Origin of the sequence: Aeromonas sp. 2HA2, assembly GCF_029237345.1 — a bacterium.
Lineage (GTDB): Bacteria > Pseudomonadota > Gammaproteobacteria > Enterobacterales > Aeromonadaceae > Aeromonas > Aeromonas salmonicida.
This window is the reverse complement of sequence record NZ_JAACGB010000003.1, coordinates 26,255-47,677: the sequence shown is the minus strand read 5'-3', so window position 1 is coordinate 47,677 and position 21,423 is coordinate 26,255. Positions and strand designations below refer to the sequence as shown.

The window sequence follows — 21,423 nt, the reverse complement described above, 5'->3', positions numbered from 1 at the left end:
CGAGGCCGCCTCATGCTGCCGCTGAAGGCGCTGCTGCGCCTCTATCGCTGGCATCCCTGGCTGCTGCTGATGAGTCTGACCGGGCTCATGCTGGGAGTCTCGCTGGTGGTGGCCATTGATCTGCTCAACCACAGCGCCAGCACCAACTTCGTCGCCGCCCGCACCCAGCTGGCGGGGGATGCCAACTATCGACTGGCCCCGAGCGGCGGCCTGGATGAGCAACTTTACGTCAAACTGGTGCGCAGCCAACCAAGCCTCAATGCCATGCCGCAGCTGCACGCCTGGCTCAAAGATGAGCAGGGTCGCAGCGTCCAGTTGCTGGGGATGGATCTCTTCAACCCCGGCCCCCTGAGCCAGCTGTTTGCCAGCGCGAGTAAAGAAGCCCCCTCTTTTTCCCTGAACCAGGCAGACAGCGTCTGGCTGGCGACGCCGGAGGCCAAACGGCTAGGCTGGCTGCAGGGCCAGTCCCGCACCTTTGTGCTGAGCGGCGGTGGCGAGGGTGATCGCCCGCTGATCCTGACGCTCGCCGGCACCTTCGAGCCCGGCGCCGTGCCCATGGAGCGGCTGCTGGTGACCGACATAGGTCTGGCCCAACACATGCTGGGCAAGGCAGGAAGGCTGGATCGCATCGTGTTCAAGCTAAGTGACGCCGAGGCCCGCACACTGCAAGCGACCCTGCAAGCCTATCTCCCCCATCAGCCGCTCTGGCTCGAGCCAATCAGCCCGGCGCTCGATGCCAGCCAGCTCGGCGATGCGCTGGCGCTCAACCTCACCGCCCTCTCTCTGCTCGCCATGGCGGTGGGACTGTTTCTGGTGTTCAATGCCCAGCGCTTTGTGCAGAGCGTGCGTCGCCCCCAGCTGGCCCAGCTGATCATTCTGGGGCTGCCGCCTCGCCGGGTACTGCACTGGCTGGTACTGGAGCTGCTCCTTCTCGCCACTCTGGGCACCCTGCTCGGACTGGTGCTTGGCAGCCTCCTGGCCCTCACCCTCATGGGACAACTGACCCAGGCGCTGGCCGACCTTTATGGCCCCAATCCCATCGACCTGCTGCGCCTCTCCCCCATCAGCCTGTTCAAGGCACTGCTGATTGGCCTTGGCGGGACGCTTGCCGCCAACCTGCCCGGCTGGTGGCAACTGCTGCGCCAGTCCCCCCTTGCGCTTCGTGAGGGCAACAGCCGCCCAGCCACCCATCCGTGGCGTCGGCGCTGGCTCGCCATCGTCATACTGCTGCTGTGCGCCCTTTGCCTCGCCCTGCCCCGAACAGGGTTGCCGGGTGCCCTGTTTATCGCCGGCGGCTGGCTGCTGGCCATGGCGCTCTGGCTGCCGGATGCCCTGCGCTGGGTGCTGGGTCAGTTGCGCCAACGCATGGGGCGCCAGCACGGGCGCAGCAGCCTGACCGCCCAACTGGCAGTGGCCGAGACCCAATATCATCTGGATCGCACCGCCATCGCCGTCATGGCACTGCAACTGGCCATCGCCGCCGCCATCGGCATAGGCGTCATGGTGTCGAGCTTTCGCTCGAGCGTGGAGATCTGGCTGGACCAGCGTCTCGCCGCCGATCTCTATGTCACCGCCCCCAAGGGCGCGGCGGGCAGCAGGGGCATACTGAACCAGGTCACCCTGGATGCCATTCTCGCCAACCCCGCCGTGGCTCAAGCCTCGCGGCGTTCTGTGCAGCCCGCCCGCTGGCAGGGGCAGCCCATTGAGTGGGCACAGATGGATTTTATCCCGCCCCTCAAGGCGGCCTATCCCCTGCTGGCCGGTCGCTGGCCCGCGACCCCAGACGAGGTACTGGCAAGCGAGCCCCTGACGGTGCGACTCGGAGTCAGGGTGGGCCAGACGCTCAGCATCACCAGCGAACAGGGGCCAAGGCAGCTCACCGTTACCGGCGTCTATCAGGATTACGGCAGCGACAAGGGGCAAGTTCTGCACGCCTTCGAAGATGGCCCAGTGCAATCCCTCGCCCTCTTTAGCAAAACGCCGGAACAGCTGGCCGACAGCCTGCGCACCCGTTTTGGCGAAAGGGTCAACCTGCTGGCGGCCCCTGCCATTCACGCCGCCGCCCTCAAGGTGTTCGACCAGACCTTTGTGGTGACCGAGTTGCTTAAACTGCTGATCCTGGGCATCGCCTTTGTCGGCATAGGCTCGGCCTTCATGGTGCTGGGGCTGGCAAGGCGCAGCGAGTTGCAGACCTTGCAGAGTCTGGGATTGAGCCCGCGTCACTGTCGCCGCCTGCTGGTGTGGCAAGGTGCGGGCCTGGGGCTGCTCACGGCGCTACTGGCGCTGCCGGTAGGCTATGGGCTGGCCTGGGTGCTGATCGAGGTAGTCAACCCCCGCGCCTTTGGCTGGCGTCTCGCCTTCGAGGCCGCCCCCTTGCATGCCGTCACGGCCCTGTTGCTGGCCCCTGTTTGCGCGGCGCTCGCATCCTGGTTTGCCGCAAGGAAAGTAGTATGAAAAAACGCAATGTCTGGCTACTGCTGCTCACCTGCACCCTGTATGGCGGGGCGGCCTGGGCCAACGATCTGGGCACCATCCTCGGTGGCCGCAACGATCAGTTCAAAAAGGCCCTGCCGGGCCAACCCATCAAACTGCCCGCCGATCACGCGGCCCACCCCGACTACCGCTCCGAGTGGTGGTATCTCACCGGCAACCTCAAGGATGAGCAGGGGCGCGAATATGGCATGCAGTGGACCCTGTTTCGCCAGGGTATTGAACAGCAGATAAAAACGGACAACCCCTGGCTCACCCCCCAGCTCTGGCTAGCCCAGTTCGCCATCACTGACCTCGGCAAAGGCAGCCACCAACAGGATGAGCGCACCAGCCGCCAGGGCCCCGGACTCGCGGGTGCCAGCGGCGGCGAGTATTGGCTCAAGGAATGGGTGCTTGCCTCACAAGGGAAGCCACTCTTTCCCGCCACCCTCAAGGTGCAGAGCAAGATTGGCGAGCTGAACCTCAAGGTCGATGCCGCCAAGCCTGTGGTCTTGCAGGGCAAACAGGGTTACAGCGAGAAGAGTCCAGGCAACGCCTCGTTTTACTACTCCTACCCGCGCTTGACGCTTACCGGCACTTTGACCCTCGATGGCGAGGCGCGCAAGGTCACGGGTCAAGGCTGGTTTGATCACGAGTGGAGCAGCTCGGTATTGGCCGACTGGCAGTCAGGCTGGGACTGGTTCTCGCTGCAACTTGCCGATGGCCGCGAGCTGATGCTGTTTCGCCTGCGCACCAAGGCGGGTCGTCCCGAACCGGAGAACCGCTACGGCATTTTGATTGAGCAGGACGGCAGCAGCAAAGTGCTCTCCCCCGACAGCATTCGCCTTGTGCCCGGTAAAACTTGGCGCGGCCCCAAGGGCCAAGCCTATCCCGTCGAGTGGCAATTAAGCGCTGGGGATCTCGACCTCACCATCCAGGCCCGCCAGCCCAATCAGGCCATGACAGGCCGCTTTGACTACTGGGAGGGGGCAATGACGGTATCAGGGGATGCAAAGGGGCTGGGGTATCTGGAGATGACGGGGTATTGAGCGCAATGGCTGCGAATGCTCACAGCCAATCCCCCCATACGGTTGCGCATTAACAACATCCTGTTCTCACCGACGCAGGCTTTCATTCCAGCAAAAAGACCCCGGCATGGCCGGGGTAAACACGGGGTGGAACATAAAACACTTCGGTCGGTCATCACCTCGGCTGCGCTATGCGTCAGCCAAGGCGGCTTCAACCGTGACTCAGGGCTGTTTGTCCGCCATCAGCACCAGACCGTTTTGCTCGGGGAAACCAACCACCAATGCAGTCTGCTTGGTATTGGGGATGGTGAACGCGGCGGCATAGGCCAGAGCACCGTCCCTGGCGTTGGCCAGGCTCAACACCCACTTGTTCTCAATCGGCGTGAAATCGCTCGAGGCCTTGAAGCGGCACTTGCCAAAGCCGCTCACTGTCAGCTTGCTCAGGCCATTGTGCTGATCGGCCTTGCCCTTGCCGGTCAGGGTGCAACCGGCGCTGGGGAATTCCATCTCCACCGTCAGGGAGCCGCTGTTGTTGGTGCTCTTGATCTGGCCCACCATGGCGTCGGCGAAACCCTCATCGTCTGCAACTGACCAGCTGTCGCTGCTGATCGCCCGGGTAGTCAGCTTGCTGACGGCGACGTGGCCGCTCCAGGATGGGTAGAGGGTCGTGCTCTGATCCGGCTCCCGGAACTGGGTGCCGGTACGGGTAAAGTCAAAGGTCCAGCGCTTGACCTCTTTGCCATTCACGTCAATCACCGACTGATCACGGAAGCTGATGAGGTTGTGGTCATTGCTCTGGCTATCGACCTTGTTGCCACGCTCTGAGGTACGCTCCAGCAAGACGGGGTATATTCCATCCTTGTTCTCTTTCTGAGCCGCCTTGCCGATCCACTGGCTGTTGGTTGCCACCTTGCCCGCATCCTTGTCGACCCAGACACCCCAACGCTGCTCGCGATCCGCCTTGGGATAGATGAGTGCCATCCCTTCCAGCCCCTTGATCATCTTGAACGACGCCTTGTCATTATCGCGGCTCAACAGGCTGGCCTCGTAAAGACCCGCATCAGGCAGTGGCAGCGGTGCGCGCTTAGCAATACTGTTGGCGGCTTTCTCGCTGTCGCAGGCAGACAGGGCAGCGGTGCAGGCGATGGCCAGCATGGCTTTGTGGTGCATTCTCATTGACGCTTGTTCCTTGCAATTGCTTTGTTATGTGAGGTGCATTCAATCGCCGCTGAATTTACTGGAGGGAGGGTTCGCCAGTCGACTCAAGATCTGTAACCAGCTGTTACAAGGCATTGATGGGCAAGGAACAAAACCGGGACTTGCCGCCCAGGCAGCTCGAGAGGAAGGCATACCCAACTACCCTCCCCCCACTTGTCTCGAGACTCAAGTGTCAAAATCTGACCGCCATCAAGATTTCATTCAAAACCCACGGGTTGGTTGTGTTTTTACTCAACAAGAGCTGTCAGCCTTTGATAGGCTACTCATCCGGCCCTCAGAGCCCCAAAAGCAGCCGAGGTCAGCCTATGATTTACCCATTTTCAATCTGGTTAAAAGCAGCACTCGGGGAACTGTAACCCCGTGCGGCAGCCATATTTTTTGCTGATATAAAATATTACTACGGCGTTTAGCCGCCATCATCTGAAATTAAAAACCAATCTTCATTCATAGAATGAATAATAAAAAGAGGAATCAATGGAACAATATAAACTGCAACTATCTTCTGTCAGACATACCGCTCCTGATGGTATTGAAATGGGAGTTATGAATGATGGCACTCCTTATCTTGGCGCAAGAGGTTTGGCTGCACTATGTGGTGTAGTACCGAGTGTTATTATCACTCTAGTCAAAGACTGGCAAATTGACTTGCGCACTAAACCTCGTGGTCAAGCTATAGAGAAAATAATTCTAGAGCAAGGAGGAGATCCAAATAATCTCTATGTGCCAATTACTGTTGATGGAAAAACTTATCATGCTATTAATGATACTAACTGCATGGCGATTCTTGAGTATTATGCTTTCGACTCACAAACACCTCAAGAACAAGCTAAACGAAACTACCGTAGTCTTGCAAAGTTAACACTTCGCACTTTTATATATGAGCGAACTGGCTATAACCCTGAAGATTCAATACCACATTACTGGAAAGTATTTCATGAAAGGATAACTCTCAATGAGTTACCGTCAGGTTATTTTAGTGTATTCTCTGAAATTGCGAACTTAATTATTTCCAGCATTAGAAATGGCATGCCATTTGACAGCAAAACCATGCCTGATATTAGTGTTGGTATCGCATGGGGAAAGCACTGGGGTGATCATACCTTAGATCATAAATATGGTAATCGCATAAAGCATCGCCATAATTTCCCTGTTGATTTCCCTCAAAAAGACCCAATGGCATGGATTTACCCAGTAGATGCTCTTGGCGAATTCCGTCGCTGGATGGACAACATCTATGTAACGCAAAAATTCGGTCCATATCTGCATAAAAAGCTAAAGGATGGAAAGCTAAATAACATTGATGTTCCAGCTCTAATTGCAGCAGTGCAACCAGTCCGACTAAATTAGTTATAGTCGGTTCATTAACATAATGATAATTAATAGGTTTGTCATAAGCTAACTTAGTCAAGAATACTTTAAAGGATAGAAGATATGACTGAATGGATAAATGTCAGTTCAACTGCAATTCGTCGTGTTGGCTATGATGCAGAATCTATGAAAATGTTTATTGATTTCGAAGACAGCAACCCTATATATACATTTTATAGCGTTCCATTACATATTTTCAGGTCCTTTGTAACTGCACGCTCAGTCGGTCAATACTACCATCAGCATATAAAAGGTAGATATAGTAACTAATTCATTAAAAGACCGTATCCAGTGGGTTATTCTGTCTTAAAATATTATGAGCAGTACATTTATAGTGTTTGCCTTGATATAAAATTAAACTGGCTTCTTTTTATAAAAATCATACCTCATTAAACTCAGGAGTTATTATGCCTTTCACATATAAAGTTGATACATTTATCCCTACCGTATCAGGTTGTGGTGCGAAAGATAATGGATGGGATACTAAACGTTGTGAACAATTTCAATCTTTTCTTAATCAGTATGCCGAAAATGGATGGCGTTTACATTCTAGTGAATTTAGAGAGGTTACCGTCGCTGGCTGTGGGGGTGGAAAAGGAGCATGGTTAGTCTGTGTTTTTGAGAAAGAGCTATGAAGATAATCGCTATATTGGCTGTTCGATTTTATCAGGAGCATTTACGCCATCTTCATAATAGACAGTGCATTTATACTCCATCATGCTCTAACTACACAATTGCAGCTATTGAAAAGTATGGCGTGATAAAAGGTTGCCGATATGGTTATTTAAGAATAAAGCGTTGCAATGGATCCTTGTATAAAGGCGGTGAGGATTTACCTTAAAAACTAATTGGCTAAATGTAAACGAAGTACGTATTTCATTGACTTCGATGTTATAAACCCCGACAAAACTTGTTATGCCGGGGTTTATTTAAATTACCAGCTACCAAATTATGTGATCGACTACCAGGCATACTGTTACCTCCTAATAGATGGAAAACCATACCACTAAATAAATTTTTTCGAATATATCCAGCACAGGGTAACAAATTGAGATAACGAATTATTTCCTCCCGCCCCCCAGCGATCGAATAAACGCCAGGGTGCGGTAATTGAACTGCTCAGGCTGCTCCACATTGCAGACATGACCACACTGCTCGATCACCGCCAGAGAGGAGCTGGCATCGCGGGCCACCTGCTCGCGCACCGGCGCCAGGAACATATGATCCTCCTCCCCCATCACATAGAGGGTCGGGATCGGCAAGGCCCGCTCCTTGAAGTAGCGCATCAGGGGGTTGACCTCGGTAGCGAGGCGGAACCAGCGTTTGAACTCCTTCTGACACAATTTGCGGGCCTCGCGCACGAACAGGTTGCGCGACTCCTGATGGTGCTGGCGCGGCATTATGATGAAGGCGAACAGACGGTAGAGCCACATGTAGGGCAGGATGTGCTGACCGAGGCGCCCCAGTTGCACCAATACTCGGGAGCGAATGTCGAGCCGCAGTATGGCGCCCCCCAGTACCATGCTCTTGACCCGCTCCGGGCAGAGCTCCGCCAGATGGCGAATAAGGATGGTGCCAAGGGATATGCCGACAAAGTGGGCGCAACGGATATTGAGATGATCGAGCAGGCGCACTATGTCTTCGGTCACGGCCCGAAAGCTGTAGTGACCCTTGACCACCTGCTGCAACTGGTGGGATTGACCGTGGCCACGCAGGTCCAGCAGCAGCACGTTGAAGTGCTCGCGATAGGCACGCAGCTGCTTGAACCAGATGGAGGAGCTGCCACCGGCGCCGTGCACGAATACCACCCAATCCCTGTCGGGGCCAAGCTCGAACGTCTTGTGATACAGCATCTTGCGACTCCCTCATCGACGGCATTGGGGTATAGTAGGCGCGCATCTTAGCAGATATTTTCACCCAAAAAATACGTTTGCATGGCAACTGGCGAGGAGCGTGACCATGGAGTTGACGAGTTTGAGAGCCTTTCTGCTGACCCTGCCGGGCACTCAGGAGGACACCCCCTTCGGCCCGGAGATCCTGGTCTATCGCATCGCCGGCAAGATGTTCGCGCTGGTGGATTGGCAGGCAGAGCCGCTCACCATCAACCTCAAATGTGAGCCCGAGCTCGCCCTGCTGCTGCGGGAGATCCATCCCGAGGTCAAACCCGGTTGGCACATGAACAAACAGCACTGGAACACGGTTACCCTGAGCGACACCCTGGCCAGCGATCTTTGGCAAGGCTGGGTGCACCACTCCTATGAACGGGTGGTTGCCGGCCTGCCCAAGGCCAAACGGCCGCAAGCGCCGACACTGTGAGCCATCCCATGCCAGAGCAGCCCAAGATAGTCCCGCTGAGCGAGCCGCATATCCCCGCCCTCATCGCCCTGTTCGAGCAGTCGGTGCGCCAACGCGGCCCCGAGCACTATAGCGAGGCGCAGGTAGCGCAGTGGGCCCTCGGTGCCCATCATCCGGGCTTTGTCAGCCAGTTGCGTGAGCACCACGGCTGGGTGCTGGAGCAAGCCGGTGCCGTGCTCGGCTTCGTCACCCTCAGCGACGATGGTCACCTGAGCCTGCTTTATGTGAGCGCCGATCATCAACGGCAGGGGCTTGGCGGCTTCTTGCTCGCCACCGCCCTCAGCCAAGCCACTCGGCTCGGCATCGAGACCCTGACGACGGAAGCCAGCGCCTTCAGCTATGGGCTATTTTTACGGTATGGCTTTGAGCTGACCGGATTGGAAAGCGTGGAGCGGGGTGGAGTCAGTTTTATCCGCTATCGTCTGCACTGCCGCTTGCCAAGCTAGGACCAGCCACTAAAATACGCACAGTTTTTTCGTATTGTTGAGGATTGAGGCCGCCATGGTTGTAGAAAGCGAAGGCTATATCGCCCTGATTGAGTATCTGGTGGAGAGTCTGGGATTGTTTGAAGCCCAGCAGCAGAGCGGTGGTGAACAGACCATCGAAGATCTGGTGAGCAGCCGGGTGGCGAGCAACCTGATGGCCATCTGCGAACAGAACCCACAGCTCGATCCCAAATTGCGCTTCATGATCATGCAGGAAGCCGATGCCGTGGTCGCCGATCTGGAAGAGGTGCTCTCCGCCGTCTGGCTGCGTGCCCCTACCCCGGCCCAGCAAGCCTTCCTCGAAGAGTTCATCGACCTCATCAAAAACCTGTTTGACGGCGCCATCAGCTAATCCGTCGAGACACCTGATCCCCGTGGCGCCGACCCAGACGCCCGTATTTTTCCGCACACAGCACACATGAAAAGGGCCGCCTCAATGGGCAGCCCTGCTTGCTATCATTTCAATCTATCCAGCTTTTCAGTGGCGTTCAGTGAAGGTCGAGGCAAGAAATGTGTCTGGTCTTGGCTGCCATCCTTGGAAGCTACTTAGTTCGGCAGGCCCAATTCTATTTAGTTCCCGTTCGTGACATATTTTTTTACGATTTTTTTCACTGCGCTGACAGTCCGTCGACATCAGGCGTAAAAGATGCCGCAAATGCGGCCTCTTTTGGTATCAAAGCAGGGGTGATCTGGCATGACGCCATCTGTTAGCGATTGAGGCTCGGCGGCAAACAGACTCCGATCCCCCCCAGCCCGCAATACCCTTCCGGATTTTTCTCCAGATATTGCTGATGGTAATCCTCGGCGTAATAGAAGGGCGCCAGCGGCAAGATGCGGGTGGTGATGGCACGGCTGTCGCCACTGGCCATCATGGCCTGCTGATAGGCGGCCTGGCTCTGTTGGGCGATCACCTGCTGGGTTTCGTCGCCATAGAAGATCACCGAACGGTACTGGGTACCGACATCGCCACCTTGGCGCATGCCCTGGGCCGGATCATGCTGCTCCCAGAACAGCTTGAGCAGGGCGGCATAACTGATGACGTTGGGGTCAAATACCACCTGTACCGTTTCGGCGTGACCGGTCAGGCCGCTGCACACCTCCTTGTAGGTGGGATTCTGGGTGACGCCACCCTGATAGCCAGCGGCGGTGGAGTAGACACCGGGCTGCTGCCAGAACAGACGCTCAACACCCCAGAAACACCCCATGCCAAACCAGGCTACTGCCATCTCTTCAGGCCAGGGGCCCTGAGTCGGGTGACCATTGACGGCATGTTGCTGGCCAATCACCATCGCATCGCGGCGTCCCGGCAGTGCATCTGCCGGTGAAATAATCTGTTCCATGAACCCTGTCCTTGTATAAAAACCTGTGCCATCGCACAGCTGACGAAAAGGAGTCTCGAAGATAACAGGTTATGAGCCGGGATCAACCAAGGCCACAGCCAGACTGGTGTTGCTGTATTTTTCGCCACCTTCTCGTCTCTCGTTTTTCTTCAGCGTCATCAAGCGGACAAAATGGTGGCATAAAATGGCAAAATCAATATTTAGTCTTGATTTGTGAATTTATTTTCATATATTGAGCCCATTGCTGTTTTTTTATGGAAGAAGCCTCAAGTGCGTGAACGCGAACCCAGCCTGGTCTATGCCTTTCGGCAGTCTACCCCCTATGTCAATGTGCACAGAGGCGCCACCTTTGTGCTGATGATGGGAGGGGAAGCCATCTGCCACCCCAATTTTGCCAATATCGTCAGCGATATCGCCCTGCTGCAGACGCTGGGAATTCGTTTGGTGCTGGTGTTCGGTTCACGTCCGCAAAACGACGAGGCACTGGCTCGCGCGGGCATCGAAGCCCAGTACCACAGGCGGATCCGGGTCACCGATGACGAGAGCTTCGCCATCATCAAACAAGTGTGTGGCGGCCTGCAGTACGACATCACGGCCCAGCTCTCCATGGGGCTGGCCAACACACCGATGCAGGGGGCCCGCATCAGCGTGGTGAGTGGCAACTTTGTCACCGCCCAGCCGCTGGGGGTGGATGATGGCATCGACTTTTGTCACAGCGGTCGGGTACGCCGCATCGACGTGGAGGGGATCACCCGCCAGCTGGATCAGAAGGGGCTGGTGCTCATCTCCCCCATCGGCTGCTCGGTCACCGGCGAGAGCTTCAACCTGAGCTCGGAAGAGGTCGCCCGCCGGGTGGCAGTAGATCTGAAAGCCGACAAGCTTATCTGTTTCAGCAGCACCCAGGGCGTCATGGACAGACACGGCGAAGCCATCTCGGAGCTCTTCCCCGAGCAGGCCGAGGAGCTGCTGGTGGAGCTGGAGCAGGCGGGGGAAGAGATGTCAGGCACAGCCCGTTACCTGCGTGCGGCAATTGCCTCCTGCCGGGGCGGCGTGCCCCGCTCCCATCTGGTGAGCTATCAGGATGACGGCGCCATGTTGCAGGAGCTGTTCAGTCGCGACGGCCTCGGTACCCAGATAGTGCGGGAAAGCGCCGAACAGGCCCGCGCCGCCACCATCGAAGACATTGGCGGCATTCTGGATCTCATTCGCCCGCTGGAGGAGGACGGCATTCTGGTGCGCCGCTCCCGCGAGCAGCTGGAAATGGAAATAGACAAGTTCACCATCATAGAGCGCGACGGCCTCATCATCGGCTGCGCGGCGCTCTACTGCTTCATGGAAGAGGCGATGGCGGAGATGGCCTGCGTCGCCATTCACCCCGAGTATCGCAACTCCAATCGGGGGGATCAGCTGGTGGCCAAGGTGGCCGAGCGGGCCAAGCGGCTCGGCATTCGTCGCCTGTTCGTGCTCACTACCCGCTCCATTCACTGGTTCCGGGAACGGGGCTTCGATCCGCTGGAGGTGGAAGACCTGCCGGTGGAACGGCAACGGCTCTACAACTGGCAGCGCCGCTCCAAGGTTTTGTCAAAAACCATTTCGTAACTTGTTGATCTTGTGCCGAGTTGTCGTCGATTGTTAAGTTTTTCACGATCTCGATTGACAGTGCAATCCAGCACAGGGTATTTCTAATTGCACTCCACCGCCTGCGGTGGAGCCAGAAGAGGAGCGCTGCCCAGGCAGCCCAAGGGAGGACACCAGCGTCCGATGAACTTGGGTCAGGGGGAGCAGCGCCGAGACGGGTGAGGCAACTGGATACCTCAACGTCGGCTGCGGGGGCTGAATCCCCCGGGTTGTCATCGGTAGTGGTCATCCCCCACTGCGCCCCATCAGGGGCGGGTACGGGATGGGCTCTGCGGGTGGAGTGCTTCTGGCCGGGATAGCTTCTCTCATTCCTGCCATTTTCAGCCTCCTCCTCTCTTTTTGCCCGATGGAACCGGATTTTTATATTAAGACAGGAGTAAGCAATGAGCCCGATCAATGTCGCCAAGTTTGGCGGAACCAGTGTCGCCAATGCCGCGGCCATGAACAATTGCGCCAACGTGGTGCTGGCCAATCCGGCAACCCGGGTGGTGGTGCTGAGCGCCAGCGCCGGCGTCACCAATCTGCTGGTGGCACTGGCCCAGGGCGATCTGGACGAGGCAGGCCAGGAGGCGCAGCTGGCCAAACTGGCCGAGATCCAGCAGGCTATTCTGACGGCACTGGGCGATCCCGCCGACGTGAGTACCCTGATCCATGCCACCCTCGGCGAGATCCGCACCATGGCCCGCCAAGCCAGTCAGCATACGGATGCGGAACTGGCTGACAGGCTCATCGCCTGTGGCGAGCTGATGTCTACCCGCCTCTTCACCGAGCTGTTGCACCAGCGTGGCATCAAGGCCCACTGGCAGGATGTGCGCCAGCTGATGCGCACCGACAGCCGCTTTGGCAAGGCGACCGTGGATCTCGCCGCCACTCGCCGCCTCTGCCAACAGGCGCTGGGGCCCCTGCTCGGCGACAGCCTCATCATCACCCAGGGCTTCATCGGCTCGGATGCCGATGGCCGCACCACCACGCTCGGTCGTGGCGGCTCCGATTACAGCGCCGCCCTGCTCGCCGAAGCGCTGGATGCGGGCAGCATAGAGATCTGGACCGATGTGCCCGGCATCTACACCACGGATCCGCGACTGGTGACACGTGCACGCCCCATTCCCGAAATAAGCTTCGTGGAAGCGGCCGAGATGGCTACTTTTGGCGCCAAGGTGCTGCACCCGGCCACCCTGCAACCTGCGGTGCGCCAGGACATTCCTGTCTTTGTCGGCTCCAGCAAGGATCCCGCCGCCGGCGGCACCTGGATCCGCGCCAGCACCAGCACCAACCCGCTGTTTCGCGCCGTGGCATTGCGCCGCCAGCAAGTGCTGGTGACCCTGCACAGCCTCAACATGTTCCACGCCTACGGCTTCCTGGCCGAGGTGTTCGGCATCCTGGCCCGCCACCGCATTTCGGTGGATCTCATCACCACCTCGGAAGTGAGCGTGTCGCTCACCCTGGATCACACCGGCAGCCAGAGCAACGGCGAGCCCGTGCTCAGCGACAAGGTGCTGGCCGAGCTGGGTCAGCTCTGCAAGGTGAAGGTGGAAACCGGTCTGGCACTGGTGGCGCTCATCGGCAACCGAATGAGCGAGGCGGCCGGTGTAGGCAGTCAGGTCTTTGACGCCATTCGCGAGCACAACATCCGCATGATCTGTTATGGCGCCAGTGCCCACAACCTCTGCTTCCTGGTCAAGGAAGAGGAAGCGGGCCACATCGTCAATCGCCTCCACCAGGAGCTGCTCGACTGAGCCAGCCAAGGTTTGACACCGCATAAAAGAGGGGCACTCAGGGTGCCCCTCTTTTCGTTGATGCCCATGTCATCGATGCAGATACCAGCGCCTACCCCGCCAGAGTCGGCACCGGCAACAGGCAGGTGCGGATCTCCTCACGCAGACCCGCGAGTCTGGCCAGCAATGCTGCCTGGCTATAGCCAGCCTCGTCAGGCCCCAGATTATCCGCCAGTTCGGCGAAATGGTCGGTCACCGCCTTCTCAAGCCAGTCGAGCCGGCGCAGGGTGAGCGGGCCGCAGCTCTTGCCGCTGAGGTCATCCATGATGTCGAGCCGATGGCTGCGATACATGTCCCGCCACCAGTTGGCGGCCAGCGCGTCATCGCTTGCCAGTGCCGAGCGCCACTCCCCCTGCAACCCCTGCAATCGAGCCAGCACTGCCGAGCTAGCCCCCTCCCGGGCCAGATATTGCAATTCGCGCTGCACCCAGCTCAGACAGAGGCCACGCCAGTATCGAAACTGCGGCAACGGATCCGGCTCGTCGAGCCAGAGACCCGAGAGGGTGCGGGTCTCCAGCCGTTCCGGCACATGAAACTGGGGATCGGAGAGGCCGTTTGAGTTGAATTCATGGCGGGGATCGAACGGCCACATGTAGCCAAAATCGAACACGGCGATCTGCTGGCCATCATCGAGCAAGTTGCCCGGGCTCGGATCCCAGTCAAACCAGCCCCAATGGGCGAGCTCGGCCTGCACCGCCAGCATCTGGGCCAGATTGCGCTCATTGAGGTCGTGTACCGGCACCCCTCGCAACCAGGGAGAGACGAGCACCCCTGCCCTGGCCGAGCCAAAGCAGGTACAGACCACGTGAGAGAGAATGGTGGGATGCAGCTCACGCAGCGCCTCTATCTCGCGGCGCCGCTCCAGCTCGGTCAGGAAGGCGGTCTTGCCGTCGATATTGGCCACCAGGGAGTCATGCCTGCGCCGTTTCAGGCACCAGTGATGCCCCTCCACCTTGAGGTGAAACACCTCGGCGGTGAGCCCGTGACGATAGACCTTGAGCACGGCGGGATGATCCTCTCTGAGTCTCACCAGCTGTGCCAGTGGCAAGGGACAATCCTGCTCGCGCCCGATCCGGATCTCCTCCTTGCTCTCCAGCATGCGGAGCAATCTTGCCTGACGTGCCGCTACCTTGGGATTCATACATGTACCTCCATCCATTATTGAGAGACTAAGCAGCAAGGCAGGTACAGACCAGCAGCAAAGCGTCATGATGACGCTTTCATCACAGAATGAGTGTGACGGCCCGATCCGGATCACAGTTTGCATGGCTTCATGGTCACGAAATATTCATTGTTTGGTCATTAAATTGACAACAAGGAACAAGCCCCTCACCATCGGGTCACATTAAATGCAGCAGCCATTCGTCGTTACTCGCTCAAAGGATGAGCTCATATGAAAGTCCCCTCCTCCGCACGCCGGTCAGCCAGGATCCCCAGCCTGCCTTCCCTGCTGCTTGGCTTGCTGGCTGCGCTGCTGCTGCTGACCCTGATACTGCCGCAGATCAATCCCGGCAGCTGGCTCGGCCAGGCCCGGCCGCTGGTGCTGGGACCTGCCGACCAACCCATAGCGACGCTCACTCGTCACTCTCTGCTCTATAAGAGTGACAACCGTGGCCTCTATCTGGTGGTGCGCAGCCAGTGGCAGCTGCTCAAACCGCTGCAAGCGGGGGACAAGGTGCGGGTGGAGCTGCTCAACGACAAAGGGGAGCGCATAGATCAGCTGAGCCAGGCGGTAGAAAAACGCCAGCGATGCAATAAAGGGCGCTGCACCCTGGATCTCAACAGCACCTTGCGGGCACCGGACGATGCCCTCGCCAGTCGCTATCAGCTGCGGATCGGCCTGCTGCTGGCAGATCGGCCCGAGAGCGCTGAATTCAGCCAGATCCTGCAGACTCTGCCGGAGCAGGGTTTCAACCTCACCTACCTCTTCACCAGCCTGGTACTGGTACTGGCACTGAGCGCCGCCGTGCTCAAAGCCCTGCTGCCCAAGCTCAGGCGCAGTTTGCGCTGGCGGATCATCGGCAGCCTGCTGCTCGGCAACCTCACCTTCGTGTTGCTGCACGGCTTTGTGGTATTCAAACTGGGGGAGTTTCTGCTCTGGTCCGGCTTCAGGCCGGAGCACTACTATCTCGCCTGGGGCAGCATGGTGCTGGGCTGGAGCCTCTGTGCCCTGGCGGGCTTCAATCTCTATATGGGACTGGTGTTCACGGCGCTTTCCGGCATTGGCCTGCTCGCCAACTTCATGAAGATCGCCATCTACGGGGTGCCGCTGGGGGGTGACGACCTTGGCAATCTGCTGGCACTGCTGCGCATCCTGCTGGATCAGCATCCGGTATTGCCTGTGCTCGGCGTCGCTGCGCTGCTGTTTGTCTGCTGGCGTTTCGCCCTGTCACGCTGGGTCTTGCGCGGCCTGTTTCGCACGACCGCCGCCACCGCCGCCTTTTTTGCCCTGTGTGTGTTCGCAACCCAGACCGGCAACAAGCTGCTGGGGGCCAACATTCGCTACGTGGACAGAGCGGTCAATTATCACAGGGATCTCATCCGCTCCGGCCCCGGCCTCTATCTGTTCAATCTGGTGGACGAGATGCTGCAAAGCGGCAGTGTGTTTCGCTATCCCTTGCAGATCAATGAGCTCACTCCACAGATCAGCCATGTGAGCCAGGGACAGCCCCCCCGCTTCGATCTGGTAATAGTGCTGCAATACGAGTCGCTCTGGCTCGGCTGGCAGGGCAGGATCTGCGCCCCACCTCCCACATTGAGCCTGCCCGCCAACGTGCAACAGTGGCAAAAGACCATCCACTCCCCCACCACAGGCGGCATGACGGTGCTGGCCGAGTTCGAGATGAACACGGGTCTGCCGGTGGGCCTGCTCAAGCAGGGGGTCGTGCCCTATTACTACCTGTCCGAGCAGGTGCCCGGCCTTGCACAAAGCGCAAAGCAAAGCGGCTATCACACCCTGTTTGCCCACCCTTACGTGGAGAAGTTCTGGGGCCGTGCCAAGGCGATGCCGGCCCTTGGCTATGAGGAGCGCTGGTTCGATACACGCTTTACCAGTCTCGAGCACAAAGGGCTCTACATCTCGGACGATGCACTGATCGACCATCTGCTCAGACGCAGCGAGCAGGACACCTCACCGCTCTTTGCCTACGCGGTTACCATGCAGGGCCACGGCCCCTTCGACGGGAATCGCTATCAGGCACAGCAACTCGACAAGGCCTGTCCGGATCAGAGTGCGGCAGACCGCCAGCTGCTCAACACCTACTACACGGGGGTGGTGGATGCCATGGCTTCCCTGGAGCGGCTGCTCAAACGGCTGGACAATTCTGGCAAACGCTATCTGGTAGTGGCCTTTGGCGATCACCAGCCGTTTCTGATGTCGGCAGGCAAGGGCATTCACGGCGACAAACCGCCCCGCGATGCCAGCTACCAGATCCCCATGATGGCCTTTACCCGCGATGATGGTGCCCTCTCTCTCGAACGGCAATTCGCCCCTGTGCGCCAGCTCTACCAGATGGGCCAAGCCACCCGTCAGCTGCTGGCAGGGGATCTGACCCCGATCGAGGATCTCCCCCTGCTCCACCCTGTGCTGGGGGAGGAGAAAGGCTTCGACGTCTCTCCCCTGGTGCCCCAGATCCGGGCCAGCTTCAGGGCCAATGCCCTGCCCTGATCTCGGACCTGAGAAAGTGAAAGAGGCCGCTGTTGCGGCCTCTTTGCATAATGCGATTGACGGGATCACTCACTCGCCAAGCCAGGGTTCGCACAGGGTGAGGGTCCGGGCATCGAGATCCAGCTCAGCCTCGATGCCAAGAGGCAGAGTCAGCATGGGATGAGTGTGGGCACAGTCAAACTCCGCCAATATGGGGAAACGCGGCGTCCCCACCACCTCCAGCAGAATATCGAGCGGCCGCTTGCCACTGCCCTGATGATCGAACAGCTCGTGCTTGCCGAGAACCAGGGCGCCGATGCGGTCAAATACACCGCACAGCTTGAGATGGGCGAAGGAGCGCTCCACCGTATCAGCTGTCAAGAGGCTGTCTTCCAGCAGCAGAATATCTCCGTGCGCTATGGCCGGCATGTAGGGAGAGCCCCAGATCCCCGTCAGGGTATTGAGGTTGCCACCCAGCAGCCGTCCCCGCACCCGACCTGTCCCCACCGAGATCAACCGATTGGGCTGACACTGCTTGGCCCGAGTCTGGTTTTCCCAATCGAGCCGCTCGTCGGTCCAATAAGCAGGGGTCGGCAAGGTATGAGGCACGGCGCCCCCACCAGCCAGGCAGACCTGGCTAAACCCGGCCAGAGTCTCATCTACCAGCGGGGGCAATTCACCGAACGATGCCACCAGCGCCGGGCCATAAAAGGTGACGAGGCCGGTTTTGGCATAAATGCCGAGCAGCAGGGCCGTCACATCCGAGTAGCCGATGATGATCTTGGGATCCCGTTTGAGCGCCTCGTAATCAAGATAGGGCAGCAGGGAGTTCGAGTTGCTGCCGCCAATCACCGACATGATGCAACGCACGTGCGGATCGCGAATAAGTGTATTGAGCTCGGCAGCCCGCGCGGCTATGGTGCCGGATCGCCAGTGATCCTGCTGGCCGGTGAGGCTGCCCGCCTTGAGCCTGAAGCCCTGCGCTTCCATAAACCGCTTTGCACGGGCAAAGCGGTTTGGCGCCCAGGCAGTGGCTGCGCTGGAGGGGGAGAAAAAACCTATGGTGTCGCCAGGCTTGAGCCCTGGCGGCTTGAGTAATGTCATTGTCAGGTGTCCTGTCACGAGTGCGGCCATCTGGCATTATGGCGCCGACCTTGATGGACTCATAGTAACCCGCAAATAACCCTAAAGACATCTGGATAAGCTGCTTGGCCCTGGTGAGCGATTCGGCGAAACGCGCGAACCATCACAGCCACCCTTGCCACCTCAGTGACATGGGCCGCCGCGCAGACGCTCATTCGCTCGCGGGCCTGATCCAGAAGCGACGCTCCCATTTCTGGGTGATCTCATCGTAAGTCCCATCCGCGCGCATGCTGTCCAGGGTCCTTTGCAATGCCTTGATGATGGCCTCGTCCGTATCCAGGCTGAAGGCAAAGTAGAACTCCTTGGTGTCCTGATACTGAAACAGGGGGACAAAATCCGAATAGCTGTGGCCCAGCGACTCTATGTGATAGGCCGCCCCCATCTGCATGGCTGGAGCTATGTCCGCTCGCCTGCGCAGCATCATGCGAAACTTGTCATCTTCATCGTGCACCAGCACCAGATTAAGCCCCTGATCAGCCAGTTCACGTGCCGCAGCCGAATTGCGCACAACGGCAATACGCCAGGATGCCAACTCAGAGAGCTGATTGGCCGTCACCTCCTCTCGTTTCGCCAGGCGATAAAACCAGAGGGTGCGAGGTCCTATGGGGCCAACCCAGTGAAAGAGCGCTTCTCGTTCCGGCAGCCGTACCATGCTGAAGATAACTGTGTTCGGGTGATGCAGCGCCATCTGGTAGGCCCGCGCCCAGGGCAGGAGTTGCACCCCCTTGCTGTCGAGCGAAAGCTTGCTCCTGTCGACCATCCGTTGCAGGAGATCCACCGACAGACCCGTTACCAGACCGTCTCTGTCCCGATAGTTGTAAGGAGGAAGCTCCTCTGTTACTGCCTGAATGTTGGCCCCTGCGGCGCTGCCCAGCCAGCACCACAACAATAACCAGCGAAAATGCCACATGATTGACCTCTCTGCCTGTTTCCCTTGCTTCAGTATGGCGGCAGTGGGCAACCCTGCGTATGCAGGCTGGCCAGCAAGATCACCGGATTTGTCACAGTTCCGGTCAACGCCGGGGCAGAAACAGAAAAACCGGCAGAAGGTTGCCGGTTTTTCAATGGCTGACAGGGCTTAGATTACAACGGCGGTACCGCTGATGCTGACCATCAGCATGCTGCCGTTCTGCCCCACCACCTCGTAGTCGATATCGATACCGACCACGGCGTTGGCGCCCAGCGCCTGCGCGCGCTCTTTCAGTTCATCGAAGGCAATCTCGCGGGCGCGGGCCAGCTCTTTTTCGTAGGCACCGGCGCGGCCACCAATGATATCGCGGATACCGGCAAACAGATCCTTGAAGATATTGGCGCCGAGAATGGCTTCTCCCACGACGATGCCGCGGTATTCACGAATGGTCTTGCCTTCCAGCGTGGGGGTAGTTGAGAGGATCATCTTGGTTTCCTTATCGATTCACTGGGTAGACAGCCTAAAGCAGCGATAGTTTCCAAGCAAGAAAACAGACTCGATGCGTGTCTGTGGGTCAGTGCTGTTTGTGTTTCGAGGAGCAGGATCCATAGAGAGTCGACCGGTTGGATCCTGCCGGCATCAAGCAACGGGAGGCAAGGCTGAGCAAGCTGCACGATCAGCATCCAGGCGCCCCCTCAATAGCCGATCTGGCCCAAACATCAAGTGATAAAAATATCAGTTGTGGCCCATTTCGCCTTTCCATAGGGTGAGTCTGTCCCGGCCCGACGCCGGAGACTGACCCACTTCGTCACGAGGACAGCATCATGATGCAGCTCGACACCCGACCACCTCATCCCACCCCTTCAACGCGGGTATCTTTCCACGCAAGCCACCTCGCCAAAGCCCGTGCGGAGGCCACACCATGACCACAATCACCACACTGGATCTTGGGGATCAAGGCCTGCTGGCAGCCTACCTGTCTGCGGCCTCACCGGCCCTGCTCAACCAGAGCTATGCCAATCTGCTGCTGATGCAGCAGTCCCTGGCCAGGAGTGAGCTCGACTCATCCCTGGCAGTCAAGATTGAGGCCTACCAGGCCCAGATGCTCAACCAGGCGCGCTACTACCAGCAAGACAACCTGCCTGGCCTTATCCATCTGATGAGCTATGGCTCGAATTTCTACGCCCTGGTCGCGGCCTTCAACCGCTTGCTCGGCCAGGATGACGATGCGGCCGTGCTGGCCGGGCGAGCCAAGCTGGCAGAACAGCTGACCTCTCTGGCCGATCAGGCCCGGAGTTACCGGCTCTTGGCCCAGACGCTCAACACCCGGGTTCAGGTCGCCTGGGGTTCGCTGCGTCCCCTGATGGACAACTTCCTGGGGGTGATCACTCAGCTCGAGCAGGATCTGATCGCCGATGCTCAGCGCCAGGCCAAGGCCATAGACGCACTGAACCAGGCCATAGCGGCAAACATTCAGGCCATTGTCGATGAGGGTGGCAAGGCCGGTGAGGGTGTCAGCCAACTGGGCCACGCTATCGTGACCTCGCTGGCGCTGGAGGAAAAAACCGCCGCCAAGCCTGCCGCTAGCCAAGGCACGGCCAAGGGATCAGACCAGCAGACCCAATACATGATCGCCGGTATCCAGGCCCTGTCATCCGGCATAGCCGGTGCCAGCCTGGCAGCCAAGGAGCTCAAGGCCAATACCCAGAAACTGGCTCAGGCCTACCAGGCACTGGCCGAGACCAACGCCATGCTGACGGTCGCAAAGTCGGTGCAGGCCCAGAACCAGCTGTTTGTCAGCACCTACGAGACGGTAGCCCGAGCGATCACTGGCCTGCCCTCCGGCTGGCAGAAGGTGGCCGACGCCTATCAGAGCGCCGTCCCCATAGTGGCCGACCTCAGCAACGACGGCGATGTGCGTCTGCTCAGGCGCACCCTGGCGCTGGATACCCAATCCTGGCAACAGCTCTCCGATCAGGTGAATGACATCAAGACCGCCTACGCCGGCAACGGCGTCCTGCCCGATGCTTAACCCCACCACAAAAGGA

General features: G+C 58.4%; 19 protein-coding genes and 1 riboswitch. Of the genes, 12 read left to right on the top strand and 7 right to left on the bottom strand.

From position 1 onward, the window contains the following. Positions 1-12 precede the first annotated feature (12 nt). Together GWQ29_RS06525 and GWQ29_RS06520 are read left to right on the top strand one after the other, a co-directional pair. Positions 13-2,454 carry an FtsX-like permease family protein gene (locus GWQ29_RS06525; RefSeq protein ID WP_275919036.1) on the top strand — a complete coding sequence of 814 codons (2,442 nt, stop codon included), beginning with the start codon at positions 13-15 and terminating at the stop codon, positions 2,452-2,454. Continuing rightward, entirely contained in the window at positions 2,451-3,518 is a 1,068-nt protein-coding gene (locus tag GWQ29_RS06520; protein ID WP_275919035.1) for a lipocalin-like domain-containing protein, read from the top strand. Before GWQ29_RS06525 ends, GWQ29_RS06520 begins: the two co-directional genes overlap by 4 nt. 201 nt (positions 3,519-3,719) lie before the next feature. Here the strand turns inward: GWQ29_RS06520 and GWQ29_RS06515 are convergent, their stop codons facing one another. Further along, the gene (locus GWQ29_RS06515; RefSeq protein ID WP_345893291.1) at positions 3,720-4,667 is read right to left on the bottom strand and encodes a hypothetical protein; all 948 of its coding nucleotides are present in this window, start codon (positions 4,665-4,667) and stop codon (positions 3,720-3,722) included. 522 nt (positions 4,668-5,189) lie between these two features. On the opposite strand from GWQ29_RS06515, the gene GWQ29_RS06510 reads away from it, so the two are divergent. From GWQ29_RS06510 to GWQ29_RS06500, 3 genes are all read left to right on the top strand, one after another. After that, positions 5,190-6,062, top strand: coding sequence for a hypothetical protein (locus GWQ29_RS06510; protein WP_275919033.1), 873 nt, complete (start codon positions 5,190-5,192; stop codon positions 6,060-6,062). Positions 6,063-6,146: 84 nt separating this feature from the next. After that, positions 6,147-6,353, top strand: coding sequence for a KTSC domain-containing protein (locus tag GWQ29_RS06505; RefSeq protein ID WP_275919032.1), 207 nt, complete (start codon positions 6,147-6,149; stop codon positions 6,351-6,353). Positions 6,354-6,490: 137 nt separating this feature from the next. Beyond that, the gene (locus GWQ29_RS06500; protein ID WP_212540579.1) at positions 6,491-6,718 is read left to right on the top strand and encodes a DUF4177 domain-containing protein; all 228 of its coding nucleotides are present in this window, start codon (positions 6,491-6,493) and stop codon (positions 6,716-6,718) included. Between the two features lie 426 nt (positions 6,719-7,144). Here GWQ29_RS06500 and GWQ29_RS06495 read toward each other — a convergent pair whose 3' ends face one another. Beyond that, complete coding sequence (locus tag GWQ29_RS06495; RefSeq protein ID WP_275919031.1) at positions 7,145-7,936, bottom strand: alpha/beta fold hydrolase; 792 nt, start codon at positions 7,934-7,936, stop codon at positions 7,145-7,147. A gap of 106 nt (positions 7,937-8,042) precedes the next feature. On the opposite strand from GWQ29_RS06495, the gene GWQ29_RS06490 reads away from it, so the two are divergent. From GWQ29_RS06490 to GWQ29_RS06480, 3 genes are read left to right on the top strand one after another with little or no spacing between them, the layout of a single operon-like run. Beyond that, positions 8,043-8,399 (top strand): MmcQ/YjbR family DNA-binding protein, encoded by a 357-nt coding sequence (locus tag GWQ29_RS06490; protein ID WP_021140617.1) that lies wholly within the window; start codon positions 8,043-8,045, stop codon positions 8,397-8,399. A gap of 8 nt (positions 8,400-8,407) precedes the next feature. Then, a complete protein-coding gene (locus GWQ29_RS06485) occupies positions 8,408-8,884 on the top strand; it encodes a GNAT family N-acetyltransferase (RefSeq protein WP_275919030.1) in 477 nt (158 codons plus the stop codon). 55 nt (positions 8,885-8,939) lie between these two features. Continuing rightward, positions 8,940-9,275, top strand: coding sequence for a DUF3802 family protein (locus GWQ29_RS06480; RefSeq protein WP_005310468.1), 336 nt, complete (start codon positions 8,940-8,942; stop codon positions 9,273-9,275). Positions 9,276-9,630: 355 nt separating this feature from the next. Here the strand turns inward: GWQ29_RS06480 and msrA are convergent, their stop codons facing one another. Continuing rightward, the gene (gene msrA / locus GWQ29_RS06475; protein ID WP_113720372.1) at positions 9,631-10,263 is read right to left on the bottom strand and encodes a peptide-methionine (S)-S-oxide reductase MsrA; all 633 of its coding nucleotides are present in this window, start codon (positions 10,261-10,263) and stop codon (positions 9,631-9,633) included. A 270-nt stretch (positions 10,264-10,533) separates the two neighbouring features. Here msrA and argA point away from each other — a divergent pair, with 270 nt between their 5' ends. Together argA and lysC are read left to right on the top strand one after the other, a co-directional pair. Next, on the top strand, positions 10,534-11,862 hold the full coding sequence (gene argA, locus GWQ29_RS06470) for an amino-acid N-acetyltransferase (RefSeq protein ID WP_017411372.1): 1,329 nt from the start codon (positions 10,534-10,536) through the stop codon (positions 11,860-11,862). Positions 11,863-11,970: 108 nt separating this feature from the next. Continuing rightward, positions 11,971-12,195, top strand: a riboswitch (Lysine riboswitch). A gap of 89 nt (positions 12,196-12,284) precedes the next feature. Then, a complete protein-coding gene (gene lysC / locus GWQ29_RS06465) occupies positions 12,285-13,637 on the top strand; it encodes a lysine-sensitive aspartokinase 3 (protein WP_275919029.1) in 1,353 nt (450 codons plus the stop codon). Positions 13,638-13,728: 91 nt separating this feature from the next. Here the strand turns inward: lysC and GWQ29_RS06460 are convergent, their stop codons facing one another. Further along, positions 13,729-14,817 (bottom strand): hypothetical protein, encoded by a 1,089-nt coding sequence (locus GWQ29_RS06460; RefSeq protein WP_265467978.1) that lies wholly within the window; start codon positions 14,815-14,817, stop codon positions 13,729-13,731. Positions 14,818-15,069: 252 nt separating this feature from the next. On the opposite strand from GWQ29_RS06460, the gene GWQ29_RS06455 reads away from it, so the two are divergent. Beyond that, a complete protein-coding gene (locus tag GWQ29_RS06455) occupies positions 15,070-17,343 on the top strand; it encodes an alkaline phosphatase family protein (RefSeq protein WP_275919028.1) in 2,274 nt (757 codons plus the stop codon). Between the two features lie 69 nt (positions 17,344-17,412). Here the strand turns inward: GWQ29_RS06455 and GWQ29_RS06450 are convergent, their stop codons facing one another. From GWQ29_RS06450 to GWQ29_RS06440, 3 genes are all read right to left on the bottom strand, one after another. After that, on the bottom strand, positions 17,413-18,426 hold the full coding sequence (locus GWQ29_RS06450) for a S66 peptidase family protein (RefSeq protein ID WP_275919027.1): 1,014 nt from the start codon (positions 18,424-18,426) through the stop codon (positions 17,413-17,415). Positions 18,427-18,616: 190 nt separating this feature from the next. Next, on the bottom strand, positions 18,617-19,375 hold the full coding sequence (locus GWQ29_RS06445; RefSeq protein ID WP_275919026.1) for a transporter substrate-binding domain-containing protein: 759 nt from the start codon (positions 19,373-19,375) through the stop codon (positions 18,617-18,619). A 168-nt stretch (positions 19,376-19,543) separates the two neighbouring features. Further along, positions 19,544-19,861 carry a heavy metal-binding domain-containing protein gene (locus GWQ29_RS06440; RefSeq protein WP_059112275.1) on the bottom strand — a complete coding sequence of 106 codons (318 nt, stop codon included), beginning with the start codon at positions 19,859-19,861 and terminating at the stop codon, positions 19,544-19,546. Between the two features lie 436 nt (positions 19,862-20,297). Here GWQ29_RS06440 and GWQ29_RS06435 point away from each other — a divergent pair, with 436 nt between their 5' ends. Next, a complete protein-coding gene (locus tag GWQ29_RS06435; RefSeq protein WP_275919025.1) occupies positions 20,298-21,407 on the top strand; it encodes a hypothetical protein in 1,110 nt (369 codons plus the stop codon). The last annotated feature ends 16 nt before the right edge of the window (positions 21,408-21,423 follow it).

What these genes read in the sequence shown, in the direction of transcription:
- GWQ29_RS06480 (WP_005310468.1), top strand. Translation starts at nt 8,940, where the DNA reads ATGGTTGTAGAAAGCGAAGGCTATATCGCCCTGATTGAGTATCTGGTG.
- GWQ29_RS06500 (WP_212540579.1), top strand. Translation starts at nt 6,491, where the DNA reads ATGCCTTTCACATATAAAGTTGATACATTTATCCCTACCGTATCAGGT.
- GWQ29_RS06460 (WP_265467978.1), bottom strand. Translation starts at nt 14,817, where the DNA reads ATGAATCCCAAGGTAGCGGCACGTCAGGCAAGATTGCTCCGCATGCTG.
- GWQ29_RS06435 (WP_275919025.1), top strand. Translation starts at nt 20,298, where the DNA reads ATGACCACAATCACCACACTGGATCTTGGGGATCAAGGCCTGCTGGCA.
- GWQ29_RS06515 (WP_345893291.1), bottom strand. Translation starts at nt 4,667, where the DNA reads ATGCACCACAAAGCCATGCTGGCCATCGCCTGCACCGCTGCCCTGTCT.
- GWQ29_RS06485 (WP_275919030.1), top strand. Translation starts at nt 8,408, where the DNA reads ATGCCAGAGCAGCCCAAGATAGTCCCGCTGAGCGAGCCGCATATCCCC.
- GWQ29_RS06510 (WP_275919033.1), top strand. Translation starts at nt 5,190, where the DNA reads ATGGAACAATATAAACTGCAACTATCTTCTGTCAGACATACCGCTCCT.
- GWQ29_RS06450 (WP_275919027.1), bottom strand. Translation starts at nt 18,426, where the DNA reads ATGACATTACTCAAGCCGCCAGGGCTCAAGCCTGGCGACACCATAGGT.
- msrA (WP_113720372.1), bottom strand. Translation starts at nt 10,263, where the DNA reads ATGGAACAGATTATTTCACCGGCAGATGCACTGCCGGGACGCCGCGAT.
- lysC (WP_275919029.1), top strand. Translation starts at nt 12,285, where the DNA reads ATGAGCCCGATCAATGTCGCCAAGTTTGGCGGAACCAGTGTCGCCAAT.
- GWQ29_RS06490 (WP_021140617.1), top strand. Translation starts at nt 8,043, where the DNA reads ATGGAGTTGACGAGTTTGAGAGCCTTTCTGCTGACCCTGCCGGGCACT.
- GWQ29_RS06455 (WP_275919028.1), top strand. Translation starts at nt 15,070, where the DNA reads ATGAAAGTCCCCTCCTCCGCACGCCGGTCAGCCAGGATCCCCAGCCTG.
- GWQ29_RS06520 (WP_275919035.1), top strand. Translation starts at nt 2,451, where the DNA reads ATGAAAAAACGCAATGTCTGGCTACTGCTGCTCACCTGCACCCTGTAT.
- GWQ29_RS06445 (WP_275919026.1), bottom strand. Translation starts at nt 19,375, where the DNA reads ATGTGGCATTTTCGCTGGTTATTGTTGTGGTGCTGGCTGGGCAGCGCC.
- GWQ29_RS06440 (WP_059112275.1), bottom strand. Translation starts at nt 19,861, where the DNA reads ATGATCCTCTCAACTACCCCCACGCTGGAAGGCAAGACCATTCGTGAA.
- GWQ29_RS06495 (WP_275919031.1), bottom strand. Translation starts at nt 7,936, where the DNA reads ATGCTGTATCACAAGACGTTCGAGCTTGGCCCCGACAGGGATTGGGTG.
- GWQ29_RS06505 (WP_275919032.1), top strand. Translation starts at nt 6,147, where the DNA reads ATGACTGAATGGATAAATGTCAGTTCAACTGCAATTCGTCGTGTTGGC.
- GWQ29_RS06525 (WP_275919036.1), top strand. Translation starts at nt 13, where the DNA reads ATGCTGCCGCTGAAGGCGCTGCTGCGCCTCTATCGCTGGCATCCCTGG.